Source organism: Nocardiopsis sp. CNZ308 (genome assembly GCF_004217075.1).
Genome location: NZ_SHKJ01000001.1, coordinates 5,598,455 through 5,614,707, shown reverse-complemented (window position 1 = coordinate 5,614,707; position 16,253 = coordinate 5,598,455). Strand labels below are relative to the sequence as shown.

Here is a 16,253-nt window from a genome sequence, read left to right as displayed (position 1 = left end):
GGGTGGAAAAACATCGTCCTCTTCGCGGTTCAGCACAGGTAGGGCAGGAGGTCCCGGACGACGTGAGCGGCGTTGCGGGCGGCCAGATCATGGCCGTCGTCGTTCTTTTCCTGGTCTGCGTTGTCGGAGATGCCCCTGACCACGACCCAGTCCGGGTTGGGGGCTCCACCCACGGAGTTCTCCTGCCAGTACTGGCTCAACCCGCCGGACTCCATGTCCACGGCCAGGACCTTGTCGTTGTAGCCGGTCAGGAACCTGCGGATATCCGAGTCCCGGTCGGCGATGACGGCCTCCCCTGAACCGATCAGCCCCGGTAGGACCTCGAAGGTCCGCTTCCGGTGCCCCTTGGCCTGACCGCGGATCATCGCGGGCTCGCCGCGGTCGGTGAAGTAGCGGTTCACCGCGTGCCCGACCCGGGCGGGGGCCTGACGCTCCTCACCCCGTGGCTGCACCCGACCGCCGGCCTGGATCTTGCGAGATTCGTAGTAGACGACTCGGGTGGAGACGATGACGTTGCCGATCCGGGCGTGCTCGGGGTGCAGTCCTCCCCCGATGCCGACGAGGATCCACAAGCGAGGAGAGAAGTGGCGGCGCAGGTGCTCCAGCGCGGACATGACGGACCGCTGACCAGGGCTGTGGGTCTGGGTGGCTACCACCGTGACGGTACCGCTCTCGGTGGTGGCTTCCCCCGTGGCGAAGAACAGCCCGTCGAGCTTCTCCTCGGTGCTCAGGTCGAACTGATCGATGACCGCCTGCATCTCCTTGCCGAGAATCGTGACGATCCCGACGTCACAGCTCGGTCGACCCTTCGCTGCCGCGGCGTCAGCGACCGGCGAGTACGCCGGACCGGGAGGGATGGTGTTGCTTGAGCGGGCACCGGGTCCGACGGCGCTGTGGCTGATCTGTGCGTTGTCGCCCAGGTGGAAGTCTCCGTACTTCACTGCTGTCCTCCGTCGTTCGAGGGGATGGGGGCGTTGCCGGTGTATCCGGCGGTGTTGGCCGAGTGCGCTCCGGGGCCCACGGCGCTGCCGAGGATGGTGGTGTTGCTGCCGATGTTGAAGCTGTTCTGCACCAGCTTCTTGGCGCGTTTGTCGAACTCGGAGTTGTCGACGTTGTTCTCGTGCAGGAAATCGCTGATCGCGTTGAGCAGCCGTTCTTCGACGGTCTTCATGTGGCTGAGAACCTGGGACTGGTCGAACTGGACCTGGCGCCACTCCTGGGCGTACTCTTCGCGAGCGCTGACCTGGCTGCCGATCTCGATGTTGCGCAGCGGGCGCCGTGTCCCGTCCGGTCCAAGGACCAACGTCTTGGCCAGGTAGTAGGCGTAGCGAAGTATGCGCCAACAGGCAGAGACCTCATGAGGAAGGCGTAGGAGCGCCTGGCCTCCCGCTGCCACAGCGGCTCTTTTTCCGCTCTGGCCGTACTCCTCCGAGCGCTGGAACTCACGTGGGTTGCGGGTCAGCGCACAGGCCACGCAGAACAGGGTCAGTGTGCGGCCCTGGAGTCTGACGTGCAGGAACACGGTGGTGACCAGTTCACAACCGTGGCTGGGCACACTCACCTCGATGAAGTGCAGCCCGCTGGTGTCCTCGCCGTCGATGAGACCGCGCATGCGCTCAGCGTCGATCCCAGCCGGATCGAGCAGGGAACGGTCCTTTGAGACGTCGCTTTCCGCCGCATAGACGCGATCCCGGACCTCGACCGGGAGACGGACATGCGGTTCGTCCGTGCGGAGTTCGTTGACTTCACGGCGGAGGCGCTCCACCAGCTCGTGCGCGCGAAACGGTGGAGTCGCGTGCTCACGTCTGCGCAGGGGCTCGTTCTCGTCCTCGCTGGGCCGCAACAGTTGCACGTTCATGGGTGGATCCCACTGGTAGACGGCTTCTCCCGCCCCGACGAACGGCGACTCCTCACCGAACAGGGAGAGTGGATCCTGTTCGTCGGTCTCCTCCCCGCTGTGGCGAGGACGCCGGTAAACGGCGCAGTCGTGCTGCTGTTGCTCATCGATGGCCCGTTCACGGCGGGAAAGCCTGTTCGGTCGGAGCCGGGATGCCTTCTGGACATGGTTGACGTGCAGCTGGCGGACCACGCCGGTCACGAACGTGGTGGCCACGACCAACCCCATCAGGCGCAGCGCCAGTTCTCCCTGGTCCGGGGACACACCGAAACCGACAAGTCCGATTACGGCGAGAACGAGGGCGCACACCGCGGTGCGCTTGAGCTGTAGGGTTTCCTTCTTCCAGCGCCACCCTTCCAAAGAGAGTCGACGGCGTCGCGCGCCTCGTTTGCGCCTTCTATGCAAGAAGAACTTCTCCTCACTGGCCACCTGGGCCGACAGGCGCAGCGCCTTCCGCAGGAGCAGCAGGAGAAGAAGGCCACACACGACGATCGTCGATGTCGCGGTCAGCTCCCAGGCCAGTGGCGCCAGCGCGGCGGCGAGGATCATCGCTCGGGGGACCGCGGCCAGGAGCGCCGCTCGCCAGGCGTGCCGCACCAGGGGGACGAGGTCGAAGCCGTAGGAGGGGGCGACCCGGCGAAGGGACGCGGTGGAGACCTTCCCGATGACGAGATCCCGGAACTTCTCATTGACGTAGACACCGGCGCACAGGTGGCGTGTGGCGTCGCTGGATGCTCGCGTAGGGGTTGCCTGGCCCGGAGCCGCATGGAGCGTGGTCATACGCCTACCTACCCTGGAGGGATAATGGTCATAGTGACCATAAGCAGGAGACGGGGTTAAAGTCAAGATGACCTTTAAAGATGCCGCAGCAGACGAACGACTGAAGAGGTCCGTGGGCGTTGAGCTGTCACTGGTGACCGTCGACCTTGCCATCTTCACCATCAGGGACGACAGGCTCATGGTGCTGCTCGTGGAGCGCGGGGCGGAGCCCTTCCTCGGACGCGCAGCGCTGCCCGGTGGACGGGTGCGCTCCGACGAGACCCTCGACGAGGGCGCACACCGGGAACTGCTGGAGGAGACCGCCATCGACGGCGCGCCGCTGCACCTGGAACAGCTCGGTGCCTATGGAGATCCCGGCAGGGACCCTCGGGGCCGGGTCGTCACCATCGCCTACCTCGCCTTGGGCCCGAACCTGCCCGCGCCCGTGGGCGGCACCGACGCCGCGCACGCCTACTGGGCCCCGGTCTCCGACCTTCTCGACAAGCCCGGATCACTGGCCTTCGACCACGCGCGCATCGTCGAGGACGCGGTGGAGCGCACCCGAAGGACACTCGAGTACACCACCGTGGCGACGGCCTTCTGTCCCGAACCCTTCACTCTTCCCGAACTGCGCAACGTCTACGAGGTCGTGTGGGGGCGCTCCCTGGACCCCAGCAACTTTCGGCGCAGGGCCACCAAGGCCAAAGGGTTCGTGGAGCCGACAGGAGATCAAAGACTCCAGGCCGCCGGCCGACCGGCAGCTCTCTATCGAAAAGGAGCCGCCGCTCTTCTGAACCCGCCTTTTCTGCGCTCAGGCGGTTGAGGGAAGCAGCCTTTTCAGTGTCTTCGCCCCCGAGACAGGTGAGGAGTGCCGGGAGCCGATCCCGGCGCACACCGCGGTCTCCGCCGCACTCCTCCCCACCCCGGAAAAGGTGAGGACCCTCGCTCCAAGGGCCGATCGCACCCATGTGGAGCAACGAGCGCCGTCATGTCGAATCGAGGGTGCGCCGGGCAATGTCCCGGCGGGAGCGGCTGACGGTGCTCCGGCTCCTGGATTACGCCCGGGAGCCGAATCCGGAGGAGGGGGTGTGGTCGCGTCCGAACCGGAGGGCGGGAAACACAGGAGAAATCAAGGACGATGAATTTCAACCGCGGCCGCGAAACCCGACTGTCGCGCCAAAACGCCACACTTCTGGTTGACAACTACGCACGGCACAGTTATCGTCATCGCTTATGTCAAAATTCGCATCGCTGGTGCAAGGCCGACCCGGGCGCGGGCTCACAAGAGGACCTACGGCCCGAACCACGCCTGGCGACCCGGCCGCCTCGCGACCCGACCGACACGGTGAGCGCCGGAAACAGCTCGTGGTCAGGCGCGGCGAGCCCCGGCCAGGAGCCCTCCGGGAGATCCGATCGGCATCGCGGCAAACGGTGATCGGAGCTTTCCGACACCGGCGTGTACGCGGAGACGCATTCCTGCCCCGCTGTAGCGCGCCCGACGGCAGCGGCTGCTAGTCACGCCGGGACCAGGCGACACGGTCGCCGGTTTTCCCACCCTTTTCATCAACCTTTCCGGCGTGCATACGTGCCTCTCCAGGTACGGTCCGCACCCCCGCTCGAACATTCGTGAGGCTGTGTTAGCCATGTCCGAAAAACCATATAAAGACAAAGAGCAGACGAGCCCGCACGGGAAAGAACGCAAGGACGAGAAAGGCAGGGAGCGGGTCTCGGCCCCCCGGGGCCGGACAGGCCACACCGCGCTCGGAAGCCTGGACTACCAGCACCCCACGTATCCCCACGACACGCACCCGGTCCTCGTCCCGGGCATTTCGATCGACGATCAGCGCCGCCGTTACCGGGTCGACTGGCTCGTCTTCGCGATCGCCGGTTCGCTGACGGTCGCCTTCGTCGTCTGGGGCGTCTGGTCGCCGGAAAACGTCGCCGCGGTCGCCGAGACGGCCTTCTACTGGTCGACCGACAACCTCGGCTGGATGTTCAACGTCGTGGCCATCGTCGTGCTCGTCTCCACCGTGGGCATAGCGTTCTCGCCCTACGGGAGGATCCCGCTGGGCAAGGACGGCGAGCGGCCCGAGTTCAGCACGTTCTCCTGGACGGCGATGCTTTTCGCCGCCGGGCTGGGTGTGGCGGTCCTGTTCTGGGGGCCGTCGGAGCCGCTCGGCTACTTCATCTCACCGCCTCCGCTGACCAACGAGCCGGAGTCGGTCGAGGCCATGCACACGGCGCTCGCCCAGATGTACTACCACTGGGGCTTCCACGCGTGGGCCGTCTACGCGCTGGTCGGCGGGGCCGTCGCCTACGCCGCGTACCGCCGCGGCCGCCCCCTGCTCATGTCCTCGATCTTCCGCGCCCTGTTCGGCCGACGGCTCACCGAGGGTTTCGCCGGAAAGCTCGTCGACATCTTCGCGATCATCGCCACGCTCTTCGGCACCGCCGCCGCCCTCGGTATCGCGGCGATGCAGATCGGCTCCGGCGTCAGCATCGTGTCGGGCGCCGGGGACCTCACGAACAACACCCTGGTCGTCATCATCGCGGTCCTGACCGTCGGCTTCGTCATCTCGGCCGTCTCGGGCGTCGCTCGGGGCATCCGGCTCCTGTCGAACGTGAACATCGTGCTCACGATCGGCATCGTCGCGGTCTTCCTCTTCCTCGGCCCCACACTGTTCCTCCTGAACCTGCTCCCCTCGGCGGTCATGGAGTACTTCGGCTCCCTGTTCGACATGATGGGCCGATCGCTCTCGTGGGGTCCTGAGACACAGGAGTTCCAGTCGCTGTGGACCGTCTACTACTGGGCGTGGTGGATCTCCTGGTCGCCCTTCGTGGGCATCTTCCTCGCACGCATCTCCCGGGGACGCACCATCCGCCAGTTCACCCTCGGCACGATCATCATCCCGTCCTCGCTGCTCTTCGTCGCCTACGGGGTGATGGGCGGCACCTCCATCTGGATGTACCGGGAGGGCGCACCCGGCCTCACCGAGGGCATGCCCGCGCCCGAGGTGCTCTTCGCCCTCATCGACAACCTGCCGTACGTCGAATGGCTGCCCTTCGTCGTGATCGTGGTGCTCGCGATCTTCTTCATCACCGCCGCCGACTCCGCGTCGGTCGTGATGGGCATGCTCACCACGCGGGGGGACCAGAACCCGCGGCTGTGGGTGGTCGTCTTCTGGGGCCTGGTCATGTCGGGGATCGCGATCGTGATGCTGCTCCTGGGCGACGCGACGGCGTTGACGGGCCTGCAACAGCTGGTGATCGTCACGGCGGTGCCCTTCGCGCTCGTGCTGGTCCTCGCCGTCGTCGCGTGGTTCAGGGAACTGCGCACCGATCCCCTCACCCTGCGCATGCACTACATCGACACGGCGATGGACAACGCCGTGACCGAGGGGGTGGACCGCTACGGCGACGACTTCTCCCTGAAGGTCGTGGAATCACGGCCCGGGGACGGAGCCGGGGCGGGTATCGACTCCACCGACGAGAGCTACACGGAGTGGTACCAGCGCACCAACGAGGAGGGTGAGCCGGTCGGCTTCGACTTCGAGACCGGGGAGTGGGCCGACGGCTACGACGCGGACACCGGCGAGGCCTCGCCGACCACCTCCTAGGCCCGCGGCACCGACCCGCGTCGTCGGTGGTGGGCGCCCCGGGCCGGGGCGCCCACCACCGGTCGCGGCAGGAAACGGACGAGACGGTCAGTCCGCGGGCCTGTGCCAGCGGATCCAGGCCGCCTGCCCGCCGTCCACGAGGAGGTCCGTCCCCGTGACGTAGCGGGAGTCGGGCCCGGCCAGGAACGCCACCGCCTCGGCGATCTCTCCCGGGGTGCCCTTCCGGTCGATGCCGCACGCCCGCAGCATCTCCCTCATGTGGTCTCCGGAGGCGGATTCGCCCTCCGACTTCGACATCGGGGTGGCGATGACGCCCGGACTCACCGTGTTCACCCTGGCGCCGCGCCGGTTCCAGGCCGGGGCCGCCGCCTGGACCCGGACGTGGTTGGCGCGTTTGGACACGATGTAGGCGGCCGTCGCGTCCTCGCCCACCTGGGAGAGGGCCTTGAGTCCGAGCAGCTCCTCGGTGGCGGCCGTCGCCAGTTCCCGCTCGTCATCCCGGCTCAGTGACGCGTAGTGCCCGGCCATGCTGGACACGCACACCAGAGACGTTCCCCGCGACGCCACCGGCGCGAACGCGTCGATCACGTGGGCGGTGCCCAGCAGGTCGACCTCCAGGATCCTGCGGGCCGTGGAGGTGGCCGGGGAGACTCCCGCGGTGTGGACGACCGAGACGATCCTGCCGCTCTCGGCCGCCGTCCGCGCCAGGGCGTCCACCGAGGAGCGGTCCGACACGTCGGTGGGCACCGCGCCCACGTCGTAGCCGGCGGCCTGCAGTGCGTCGGCCACGCGATCGAGCTGTTCCTCGGAGTGGTCGGCGATCAGCAGCTTCCTGCCGTTGCCCAGGCGGCGCGCGACGGCTTCGCCCATGCCGCCGGCCCCGGTCACCACCACGACCTCGTGTCCGTCATCGGTTCGCGACATCGAACACCTGCTCATCCTTCGGTTCGGTAGGTGAGGCGGCCACCGCCTCGTTCCAGGAAACCCCCTTGGCGATCGCCTGCCGCCAGGGGCGCAGTGCCTTGGGTGTGGTCCCGACCGCGAGAACCCCAGCGAGGCGGTCCCCGGTGCGGTAGGCGGCGATGAAGCGACGCCGTTCCAGGTCCCCTTCGACGACCCGGACCTCGTCGTGTCCGCGCAGGTAGCCGTAGGCCTGGATCTTCATGTCGTACTGGTCGGACCAGAAATAGGGCACCGGGGCGAAGGGGCGCCCCTGCGCGCCGCGCAGCAGGTTCCTGGCGGCGGCCATGCCCTGCTCGGCCGCGTGGGTGCGGTGCTCCACCCGCATGGAGGTCCCGAAGAGGGGGTTGTGCCACCGGGCGACGTCCCCCGCCGCGTACACCCCTGGTGCGGCGGAGCAGTACTCGTCGCAGAGCACGCCGTCGTCCAGAGCCAGGCCGCTTCCCTCCAGCCACTCCGTGTTGGGCACCGAGCCGACGGCGGTGAGGACCTCGTCGGCCTCGACCACCTCGCCGCCGACCAGGCGCACACCCCCGTCCACGATCTTTTCCACACCGACCCCGGTGCGCAGGTTCACCCCCTGCTCCACGTGGGCGGAGGAGAGTACGCTCCCCACCGCCTCACCGACGGCGTGGGCCAGTGGGACCGGTGCCGGTTCCACAAGGGTGACCTCGCAGCCGAGCCTTCGGGCCACCGCCGCCACCTCGGCGCCGAGAAAACCGGCGCCGACCACGGCCAGGCGGCGCCCCGGGGTCAGCCGGGACCTGAGTGCCAGGGCGTCATCCAGGGTCCGCAGTACGTGGGCGCCGTTTCCCGGCAGGTGTCGGGGGCGCACCCCTGTGGCGATGACCAGCCCGTCGTAGGGAACCGACTCGCCGGTCGCCAGCTCGACGGTGCGCCCGGTCGGGTCGAGTCCGACCGCCGCCTTGTCGAGCCTCAGGTCGGCGTCGAGGCCGGCCAGGTCCTGGTCCGAACGCAGGCGCAGGCGGTCGGGCTGCCATTGCCGGGACAGGATCTGCTTCGACAGGGGCGGCCGGTCGTAGGGGGCGTAGGGTTCGTCGCCGATCAGCGTGACCGCTCCGGAAAAGCCCTCTCGGCGCAGGGTCTCCGCCGCCGCCAGACCCGCGGCGCAGGCACCGACCACGACGACGCGGTTCACTCCTCCACCAACCGCAGGGCCGCCGCCGGGCAGATCGCCACGGCTTCGCTGACCTCGTCGTAGAGTTCCTTGGGAGGGGTCTGGTCCAACACGATCGCCACCCCGTCCTCGTCCCTCTGGTCGAAGACGTCGGGAGCCGCGACCACGCACTGCCCCGAGGCCACGCACTTGGGTTCGTCCAGTTCCACTCGCATGGAAGACCTGCCTTCTTGTTCCGGGATGTTCTGGGATGTCACCAGGTGACGGGGAGGGAGCGCAGGCCGTAGGCCACTCCCTCGAAGGCGAACTCGACCTCCTCGAACGGCACGGCCAGCCGCAGGGTGGGAATCCGCCGGTACAGGGTGCTGAAGACGACCTGGAGTTCGACGCGGGCGAGGGTCTGCCCCAGGCACTGGTGGGCGCCGTAGCCGAAGGCGTGGTGCTGGCGTGCGGCCCTGCCCAGGTCGAGCTTCTCCGGCTCGGGGAACTCCTCGGCGTCCCAGTTGGCCGCGGCGACGTCGAAGATCACCCCGTCGCCCGCCCGGATGACCTGGTCCCCCACCTCGATGTCCTCCACCGCGATGCGGCGGACCCCGGTGTGCACGATCGTCAGGTACCGGAGCAGTTCCTCGACCGCCTTGGCGACGACCTTGGGGTCCTCGGTGGTCTGGAGCAGCCGGAGTTGCTCCGGATTCTGGAGGAGCGCGAGCGTGCCCAGGGAGATCATGCTGGCGCTCGTCTCGTGCCCGGCGATGAGGATGGCCGATCCCATGATCACGGCCTCCTGACGCGTCATCTCCCCGGCCGTCACCCGGCCCGCCATCTCCGACAGCACGTCCTCGGCCGGATCCGCGGTCTTGCGGTCGATCAGTTCGCCCAGGTATTCGGCGAGCGCCCCGTTGGCCTCCCTGGTCTCCTCGGGGGTCGCGGTGTGGCTGACCGCGATGTTGCTGCAGCGCTGGAAGAAGTCGTGATCGGAGTAGGGAACCCCGAGCATTTCGCTGATCACCAGTGTCGGGACCGGAAGGCCGAGCCGGGTCACCAGGTCCGCGGGCTTGGGCCCGGCGAGCATACGGTCGATGAGGTCGTCGACGAGCTTCTGGATGGCGGGGCGCATCGCCTCGACCCGTTTGACGGTGAAGGGCGCGTTGACCGTGCGGCGCAGCCTGGTGTGCTCCGGGGCGTCGGTGTTGGTGATCAAGTCCGGCAGATACGGGGCGACCTCGGCACGGCCCTGGGTCATGTGCGGGTAGTTGGGCAGCTTCTCGTTGATGCTCAGGCGAGGGTCCGTGAGCAGGGCTCGCTGGTCAGCGTGCCGGGTGACGAGCCAGGGCGTGCTCCCGTCCCAGATCCTGACCTTGGACACGGGGTCCTCGACAGTCAGCTTCCGGATCGTGTCGGCCGGGTGGAACGGGCACCGTCCGTCACGGGATTGCGGGTACTCCGGTACCGGTCGCGTGGAATCGCTGCCCTGCGGGGCGGCGGTGTCAGCCATGCGTCTCCTTCGTCTGGTGTATCCGGTGGGCGTCGTTCGGGGAACGACTGCCTGGATGCAACCAGCGCTTGCTGACGCGTTACGGACACCGACCTGACGGGAACCTGACGTGACTCACGTCATAGGCGAACCGCTGTCCCCGTTCGTCCTTCCGGTGCCGGTGGGACCTTCACCGGCGGGGGTTTCGAGCACGTATCCGAACCCCCGCTGGGTCCTGATCAGCCCCGGGCTCCGGCACTCCACCTTGCGCCGCAGGCGTGAGACGAGCCGCTCGATCGCGTTGTCCCCCCGGATCTCCCCCCACACGTGGTCGGCGATGCGTTCTTTGGAGAGCACCCTGCCGGCGTTGACCACCATGTAACGCAGCAGCCGGTACTCGGCTGGGGTGAGGTCGAGTTCGCTGTCGGCGAGCCGGGCATGGCAGGTGTCGTCGTCCAGGACCAGGTCGCCGTAGCGCAGTGTCGGATCAGAGCAGCCCACGCTCTGTCCACTGAGCAGCAGACGTACCCGGGCCAGGAGGTCGGTGATCTGGAAGGGGCGGGTGAGGTAGTCCTCTCCGCTCCGGCCGACCTCGGGCAGCAGCATCGCCAGGAACTCGCCGGTGGCCAGGAAGAGGACCGGGGTGCGGCCGTTCCTCAACCGTCTGCGCGGAATGCGCCGCAGCTCGGGCATCGCGGTGTCGACTATGGCCAGATGGTGGCGGCCGTGGTCCATGCGGTCCACGGCCGCGGCCCCCGTGCCAGCGGTCTCCACCTCATAACCCGCCAAGGCGAGCGTTGGACGCAGGACCTCCTCCACGTCTTCGGAGCGGCCTACCAGGAGCACCCGTTCGCCGTTTCCCCGGAGCGCACCGCTACCGCCCCTGCCGACGGGGAGTACGGGGTCGCGCTCCTCCGTACCGGGTGACGGTGCGGGCCCCCTGTCGAGGTCCGGTCGCGCTGCGGGTTCGCCGGGCCGGGAGCCGGTCGGAGCCACACCGCCTCGCACGTGCTGTGTCCAAGGCGATCCAAGGGGAAACGGGTGATGTGCGGGCATCGTCCCTCATCGTCCTCATGAGTTTGCGAACGCTTCCGGGGTCCCGGGCTCGGTCGGCGCCCTGATCGTCTACGGCCGGCCGAGGCGCTGACCGAGGGGCGTCCTCGCCCGGGACACGGGGGAGAGCACGAGGATAACGGACGGGCAGCGCGGACAGTTCCACGGTATTCACGGGCTGTACCGACCAGTAGGAAGGTGGGCACCGTCCCCCGGTCGCCGGTCGCCGGTCGCCGGTCGCCGGTCGCCGGTCGCCGGTCGCCCACCCGACCACACACCGCGAGCACACGTCCAGCACCCGCGCAGTACGACGCCTCGTCCCCGAGTGGGGTGCCCGGTGGTGACGGTGACCAGGGGACGCAGGACCTTCGACTTCGTCGACGGCTCCCACGGATGAAAGGGCGATCGCGGATACGGCTACGAACAGGACCGGTCCCAGACGCCGCCCGACTCCGCCGTCGCCCATCGGGCTCCGCGCCGGAGACGCCACACCGTCGGCTTCACCTTCGTGACCGACGGCACCGCTTCCGCCGTCTCCCAGGCGTCGAAGGCTGCTGGGAACAAGGAGGTCGTCATCATGGAAGGAGCCGACGTCGCGGGGCAGGCGCTGGCCATGGGGGCGTTCCACGAACTCCGAGTCCACCTGCCACCCGTCCTCGTGGGAGCGGGTACGCGACTGTTCGACCATGTCACGGAGCAGGCCCCCGCTCACACAGCAGGACGCCGTCGTCACGCCCTACGCGACGCATCTGACGTACCGCGTCGGCCGCGCCTGAGACCCGCGGACCCTCACCACGGAGAAGGCCGGGCTCTGCGGGGCCGAGTGCCCCGTTCAGCCGACGGCGGGGGCCGGCCCGCCCCGCCCCGCCGGTCAGACGCCGGACTTCTCCAGCAGTCCGTTCGTCAGTTCGGCGAGACGACGACGGTACCCGGGGTCGAGGGCGGCGGGGACGGAGGGCGGCGTCTCCACACCGTCGTCGAAGTGGCGTCCGCTGACCCGCTCCAACTCGGGCGCCTCCACCAGACGGCGGGTGGCGGCCACCCCCTTCTCTAGGGGGTCGTGGAACTCCACGCCCGCGGCCCTGGTCAGGGAGGTCTCCATGTAGGTCCCCGGGTGCAGGGAGTTGACCGTGACCCCGCTGCCGACCAGTTCCTCGGCCAGGTCCAGGGTGTGGCTGATGAGGGCCAGCTTGGACCGGCGGTAGGCAGCGGGTTCGGTGAAGCCGCGTTCGAACTGCGGATCCTCCAGGTCCAACTCCTGCTGTCCCCGGGAGGCGATGTTGACCACCCGTGAGGGAGCGGACCGGCGCAACAGCGGCAACAGCTCCCTCGTGAGCAGCACCGGCGCCAGGTAGTTGACCGCCAGGCGCAACTCGTGGCCGTCGGCCGAGGTCGTGCGCTCGGCGCCGTCGATCCGGAAGCCCACCGCGGCGTTGTTGACGAGCACGTCGAGCCGGTCGTGGCGGGCGGCGACCTCGGCGGCGAGCCGCTTGGCCCCGGCGAGGGAGGAGAGGTCGGCGCGGTAGACCTCGCCGCCGGTGTCCGCGGCGACCTGTGCGAGCCGTCCGGTGTCGCGGCCGTGGAGCAGGAGCCGGTGCCCTGCCCCCGCGAGGTCCTCGGCCAGGGCTCGGCCGAGTCCGTCCGACGCGCCGGTGACCAGGATGGTGGCCATGTGGGTGCCTTTCACAGAAGGGGGCGGCGCCGGTTCGGCCGACCGCGCGCTCCCACGGTATGACGGCCGCCACCACCGGTCAACAGAGGTTGACCTCGGCCGATGTGCGCCAGCCCTGGTCAGGGGCCCACCCCACAGGCGACGAGAGCGGGACGACCGCCTCCGCGCGACCCGGACCGCGGTTCGGGTGCCGCGAAGCCGTTCGGGGCCGTGCCCGTACGGGACGGGCCGGACGCAGCGGTGGAAACCGGGCGGATACGCTGCTGAGCGGGGAAGGCCGCGGATTCCACCGCGATGGACTCCCCCGCTCTCTCGCGGCGCGCGTCCGCGATCCCCGGAAACAGTGAGGTGGAGGGCCATGGACAAGCCGCGCGGGAAGGACTCGTTCTCGCTGCTGTACAGGACGGGGTTCCGTATCAACTACGCGCTCCTGCACGTCATGGGCCCGGCGTCCCTGACCCCGGAGACCGATCCGCAGCACCGCGCGAAGAGGGAGTACGAGCGCCGGCGTGGACTCCACCGGGCGTGGAAGGCGCAGCAGCGGTCCCGGTAGCGCGACCGTACGGGTGGCGTTCGCCGACGCCGAGCCCTCTGCGAACAGCAGGGGCGGGGCGAGGCACCGGGGCGGGCCGAGGGCCCCGTGCCCTGTCCGGGCGCCGCACACATGAGGGAGAAAGCATGTTCACCGGCCTGAGCGCCTTTCCGCTGACCCCGTTGGACGACGACCGCTTCGACGAGCGGGCCTACGCGGGGCTGGTCACCCGCCTGGCGGAGGCGGGCGTGGACTCCATCGGCGCGCTGGGATCGACCGGCTCCTACGCCTACCTGGACCGGGAGGAGCGCCGCCGCGCGGCCCGGACGGCGGTACGGCACGCGGACGGCACACCGGTGGTCGTCGGTATCGGCGCGCTGCGCACCTCCCACGTGCGGGCCCTGGCCCAGGACGCCCAGCAGGCCGGCGCGTCCGCCGTGCTGTTGGCTCCGGTGAGCTACCAGCCGCTCACCGACGAGGACGTGTTCGCGCTCTACGAGGAGGTCACCGCCGAGCTGTCGGTGCCCCTGGTGGTCTACGACAACCCCGGCACGACGCGCTTCACCTTCTCGACCGAACTGTACGCGCGCGTCGCCGCGCTGCCCGCCGTGGCCGCGGTCAAGATCCCGCCGGTGCCCGCGGACCCGGTGGCCGCCCGCGAACGTGTGGCGGCGGTCCGCGCGGCCGTGCCCGACCACGTGACCATCGGGGTCTCCGGTGACGGCGTCGCCGCGACGGGGCTCAACGCGGGCTGCCGGGCCTGGTTCTCCGTGGTGGGCGGAACCCTGCCGACCGCCGCCCTGCCCCTGGTCCGCGCCGCCCTGAGCGGTGACGCCGAGGGGGCCGTGGCGGAGTCGGAACGGCTGCGTCCGCTGTGGGAGCTGTTCGCCTCCCACGGCAGCCTGCGCGTGGTCGCCGCGATCGCCGAACACCTGGGGCTGGTGGCCCCGCGCTGCCTGCCCCGCCCGATCCTGGGGCTGCCCGCCGCCGAACGGGGGCGGGTGGCCCGTGTGGTCGGACAGCTGGGCCTGGCCTGAACGGCGCCTGTGGGGACGTCCGCCCACGAGAGCGTGTGGCCGCCCGCGTCCTGATCTGCTGCGAGCATCCGGCTGAGCGTGCTGATGGCTGTCGAGATGAGCACTGCTGACCCGGGCAGTCCGGGGACGCGGTCATCCCGAGGGTGGCAGCTGTCCGCTTCAGCCCACCAGCCCGCGGACGATCGTGGTCTCGGTGCCCTGGACGTAGGCCACGACCGCCCCGGGGACGGGGATCGCCCGGTGGTCACCGGTACGGGCGCCGTGCGTGCCGGGTTCCGAGGCGAACTCCGGTTCGTCGAACCGGATGGTGCGTACGGCGTCCGGTCCGGCGTCGTAGGGGATGACGACCACGGCGGGGATGGTCTCCTGCGTGCCCGTCTCCTCGTACTCCAGGCGCGGAATGATCACGGCCTCCCCCAGAGCGATGGCTTCGGGCAGTTGATCGAGGAAGACCGTACTGAACGGCATCTCGGCCGTGGCGGTGATCTCGCCGGAAGCGGAGACACGGTGGAACAGAAAGGGCTCGTGTTCGTCACCGTTCCCCTGGTCCGCGGGGCCGAGGGAGAGGAGGACCGCGCTCTCGGAGCCGACTCGCACGAGTTGCTCGAAGTCGTCGCTCATGACGGTCTCCGAGTCCATCAATTCCGGAGGAAGCCCCAGGGCGTCCGAACCGTCACGCGGATCCAGCGCCCGGGGGACGTCGGTCCGGTAGCGGCCCTGCGCCACGACCACGGGGTGGGAGTCCGTGCCCGGGACGAACCGGTCCACGGAGATACTGAGTTCCGTGTTCGTGTCGTCCCATTCACGGACCCAGTTCTCCTCACCCGTACGGGCGTCGAAGGCGGCGACGACACCGGTCAGCGGTTCACGGTTGTCGAAGGTCAGATCCCGAAGCGTGGTGTCCTCGTCGAGCCGGTCCTCGTCCGCGCACGAGTACGTGATGAGGACCTGGTCCTCGTGCAGCAGGAGGTTCTCGCCGCTCTGCCAGCCTCCGAAGTTCACGCAGGTGCGGTCCCGCGACTCCGGAACGGTGGGGAACCACAGCTCTTCGTTGGAGTCCACCGCGTGCACACGGACCCTCGGTCCCTCATCGGTGTCCTGCCAGGAGTACAGGCTCACCTCGGACGTGCCCGCGAGGAAGTCGACGCGGGTCTCCTCGTCCGCGCCCTCGCCTTCCTCAAGCAGCGGAGGCACGGTGAACTCGCGAAGGATCCCTCCGGTGACGGTGTCGATCTCGGTGACGTGATGATCACCCGATCGGTCCGCGGCAGGCTGTCGGGTGACGAGCGCCCGCGTTCCACCGTCGGAGACCACAACGCGCACCCGACTGTCGTAGGGGTGCCGGTAGCTCCACAGCACCTCGCCGGAGGAGCCGTCCAGGGCGACGACACCGTCCCCGAGCGTCAGGAGCGGGCCGAACGGTCCGGGCTCCACGCCCCGCACGGACACGTCCTGCGGTACCTCCCACTCCCAGCCGACCTCGCTGACGTCGCCCGGCACCGGGGCGGGTGTGTCCGGGAAGGCGTCGGCGACCGTGTGCTCCGTCGGCTGGTACAGGGTCGCGGCACCCAGCCCGAACTCCAACAGCAGCACCAGGACCAGTCCTCCGGCCATGGGCGGCACGGAACCGGGCAGGGGCCGAAGCCTCGGCTGGTGGGCTGTGGCCGCCATCAGCATCGCGCCGAGGGTGATCGTCAGGGTCGCCGTCCACAGGGAGACTCCGGCCGCATCGGGAGAGTAGAACCGCGGGTTCTCCGCTGTCCATGAGAACGCCGTCGGCGAGAAGGCGGCGTAGGACACGTACAGCAACGACACGCTCACGGCCAGAAGGAGCACCGTGCGGGTCCGGTCGAGGCGTGTGGCTGGTCCGGCTTGGTGTTCCCATGTGTCGCGTCGCAACACGACGCAGAGCACGATCGCACCGAGGAGCACGGCCGCCAACCACCAGAGGCCGCCGTCGGGAGTCGTCAACTCCTCTTCCATGAGAGGAAATCGCACCATGTCGACGGCCGCGAGCAGGATTCCGCCGCTGACCAGCCCCAAACCGACCCAGCTCACCGTCTCCGGACGGATTCGGCTGGTGACCCGAGACTCGTTCTTCACCTGCAGCCCTC

The 16,253-nt window shown here is 69.1% G+C and carries 13 protein-coding genes and 1 pseudogene; 5 read left to right on the top strand and 9 right to left on the bottom strand.

The window, feature by feature from the left end; translation table 11 throughout:
• Positions 1 to 29: 29 nt before the first annotated feature.
• Positions 30 to 941, bottom strand: coding sequence for a 5'-methylthioadenosine/S-adenosylhomocysteine nucleosidase (locus EV372_RS24040; protein ID WP_130397889.1), 912 nt, complete (start codon positions 939 to 941; stop codon positions 30 to 32).
• On the bottom strand, positions 938 to 2,677 hold the full coding sequence (locus EV372_RS24035) for a hypothetical protein (RefSeq protein ID WP_486484041.1): 1,740 nt from the start codon (positions 2,675 to 2,677) through the stop codon (positions 938 to 940). The genes EV372_RS24040 and EV372_RS24035 overlap by 4 nt, the downstream gene beginning before the upstream one ends.
• Positions 2,678 to 2,744: 67 nt before the next feature.
• Between EV372_RS24035 and EV372_RS24030 the strand changes: the two genes are divergently transcribed.
• Both EV372_RS24030 and EV372_RS24025 read left to right on the top strand, forming a co-directional pair.
• Positions 2,745 to 3,479, top strand: coding sequence for an NUDIX hydrolase (locus EV372_RS24030; RefSeq protein WP_130397888.1), 735 nt, complete (start codon positions 2,745 to 2,747; stop codon positions 3,477 to 3,479).
• Positions 3,480 to 4,299: 820 nt separating this feature from the next.
• Positions 4,300 to 6,273 (top strand): BCCT family transporter, encoded by a 1,974-nt coding sequence (locus tag EV372_RS24025; RefSeq protein ID WP_130397887.1) that lies wholly within the window; start codon positions 4,300 to 4,302, stop codon positions 6,271 to 6,273.
• Between the two features lie 87 nt (positions 6,274 to 6,360).
• Here EV372_RS24025 and EV372_RS24020 read toward each other — a convergent pair whose 3' ends face one another.
• From EV372_RS24020 to EV372_RS24000, 5 genes are all read right to left on the bottom strand, one after another.
• On the bottom strand, positions 6,361 to 7,197 hold the full coding sequence (locus EV372_RS24020) for an SDR family oxidoreductase (protein WP_130397886.1): 837 nt from the start codon (positions 7,195 to 7,197) through the stop codon (positions 6,361 to 6,363).
• Positions 7,181 to 8,392 carry an FAD-dependent oxidoreductase gene (locus EV372_RS24015; RefSeq protein ID WP_130397885.1) on the bottom strand — a complete coding sequence of 404 codons (1,212 nt, stop codon included), beginning with the start codon at positions 8,390 to 8,392 and terminating at the stop codon, positions 7,181 to 7,183. Before EV372_RS24015 ends, EV372_RS24020 begins: the two co-directional genes overlap by 17 nt.
• Positions 8,389 to 8,586 (bottom strand): ferredoxin, encoded by a 198-nt coding sequence (locus EV372_RS24010; RefSeq protein WP_130397884.1) that lies wholly within the window; start codon positions 8,584 to 8,586, stop codon positions 8,389 to 8,391. The genes EV372_RS24015 and EV372_RS24010 overlap by 4 nt, the downstream gene beginning before the upstream one ends.
• A 38-nt stretch (positions 8,587 to 8,624) precedes the next feature.
• Positions 8,625 to 9,737, bottom strand: coding sequence for a cytochrome P450 (locus EV372_RS24005; protein WP_486484040.1), 1,113 nt, complete (start codon positions 9,735 to 9,737; stop codon positions 8,625 to 8,627).
• Between the two features lie 243 nt (positions 9,738 to 9,980).
• The gene (locus EV372_RS24000; RefSeq protein ID WP_197044306.1) at positions 9,981 to 10,634 is read right to left on the bottom strand and encodes a response regulator transcription factor; all 654 of its coding nucleotides are present in this window, start codon (positions 10,632 to 10,634) and stop codon (positions 9,981 to 9,983) included.
• 772 nt (positions 10,635 to 11,406) lie between these two features.
• Between EV372_RS24000 and EV372_RS29545 the strand changes: the two are divergent.
• A pseudogene (locus tag EV372_RS29545) lies at positions 11,407 to 11,589 on the top strand (dihydrofolate reductase family protein); the annotation flags it as partial.
• Between the two features lie 180 nt (positions 11,590 to 11,769).
• Here the strand turns inward: EV372_RS29545 and EV372_RS23985 are convergent.
• Positions 11,770 to 12,570: an SDR family NAD(P)-dependent oxidoreductase gene (locus EV372_RS23985; protein ID WP_130397880.1), complete on the bottom strand. Its 801-nt coding sequence runs from the start codon at positions 12,568 to 12,570 to the stop codon at positions 11,770 to 11,772.
• A gap of 358 nt (positions 12,571 to 12,928) precedes the next feature.
• On the opposite strand from EV372_RS23985, the gene EV372_RS23980 reads away from it, so the two are divergent.
• Both EV372_RS23980 and EV372_RS23975 read left to right on the top strand, forming a co-directional pair.
• The gene (locus EV372_RS23980) at positions 12,929 to 13,123 is read left to right on the top strand and encodes a hypothetical protein (protein ID WP_130397879.1); all 195 of its coding nucleotides are present in this window, start codon (positions 12,929 to 12,931) and stop codon (positions 13,121 to 13,123) included.
• Positions 13,124 to 13,248: 125 nt separating this feature from the next.
• The gene (locus tag EV372_RS23975) at positions 13,249 to 14,139 is read left to right on the top strand and encodes a dihydrodipicolinate synthase family protein (RefSeq protein WP_130397878.1); all 891 of its coding nucleotides are present in this window, start codon (positions 13,249 to 13,251) and stop codon (positions 14,137 to 14,139) included.
• Between the two features lie 159 nt (positions 14,140 to 14,298).
• On the opposite strand, the gene EV372_RS23970 is transcribed toward EV372_RS23975, so the two are convergent.
• The gene (locus EV372_RS23970) at positions 14,299 to 16,242 is read right to left on the bottom strand and encodes an ABC transporter ATP-binding protein (RefSeq protein ID WP_130397877.1); all 1,944 of its coding nucleotides are present in this window, start codon (positions 16,240 to 16,242) and stop codon (positions 14,299 to 14,301) included.
• Positions 16,243 to 16,253 lie beyond the last annotated feature (11 nt).

Bases quoted from the DNA above. Each gene is read 5' to 3' on its own strand.
- EV372_RS24035 (WP_486484041.1), bottom strand. From the start codon at position 2,677: ATGACCACGCTCCATGCGGCTCCGGGCCAGGCAACCCCTACGCGAGCA.
- EV372_RS24030 (WP_130397888.1), top strand. From the start codon at position 2,745: ATGACCTTTAAAGATGCCGCAGCAGACGAACGACTGAAGAGGTCCGTG.
- EV372_RS24025 (WP_130397887.1), top strand. From the start codon at position 4,300: ATGTCCGAAAAACCATATAAAGACAAAGAGCAGACGAGCCCGCACGGG.
- EV372_RS24020 (WP_130397886.1), bottom strand. From the start codon at position 7,197: ATGTCGCGAACCGATGACGGACACGAGGTCGTGGTGGTGACCGGGGCC.
- EV372_RS24010 (WP_130397884.1), bottom strand. From the start codon at position 8,586: ATGCGAGTGGAACTGGACGAACCCAAGTGCGTGGCCTCGGGGCAGTGC.
- EV372_RS23985 (WP_130397880.1), bottom strand. From the start codon at position 12,570: ATGGCCACCATCCTGGTCACCGGCGCGTCGGACGGACTCGGCCGAGCC.
- EV372_RS23980 (WP_130397879.1), top strand. From the start codon at position 12,929: ATGGACAAGCCGCGCGGGAAGGACTCGTTCTCGCTGCTGTACAGGACG.
- EV372_RS23975 (WP_130397878.1), top strand. From the start codon at position 13,249: ATGTTCACCGGCCTGAGCGCCTTTCCGCTGACCCCGTTGGACGACGAC.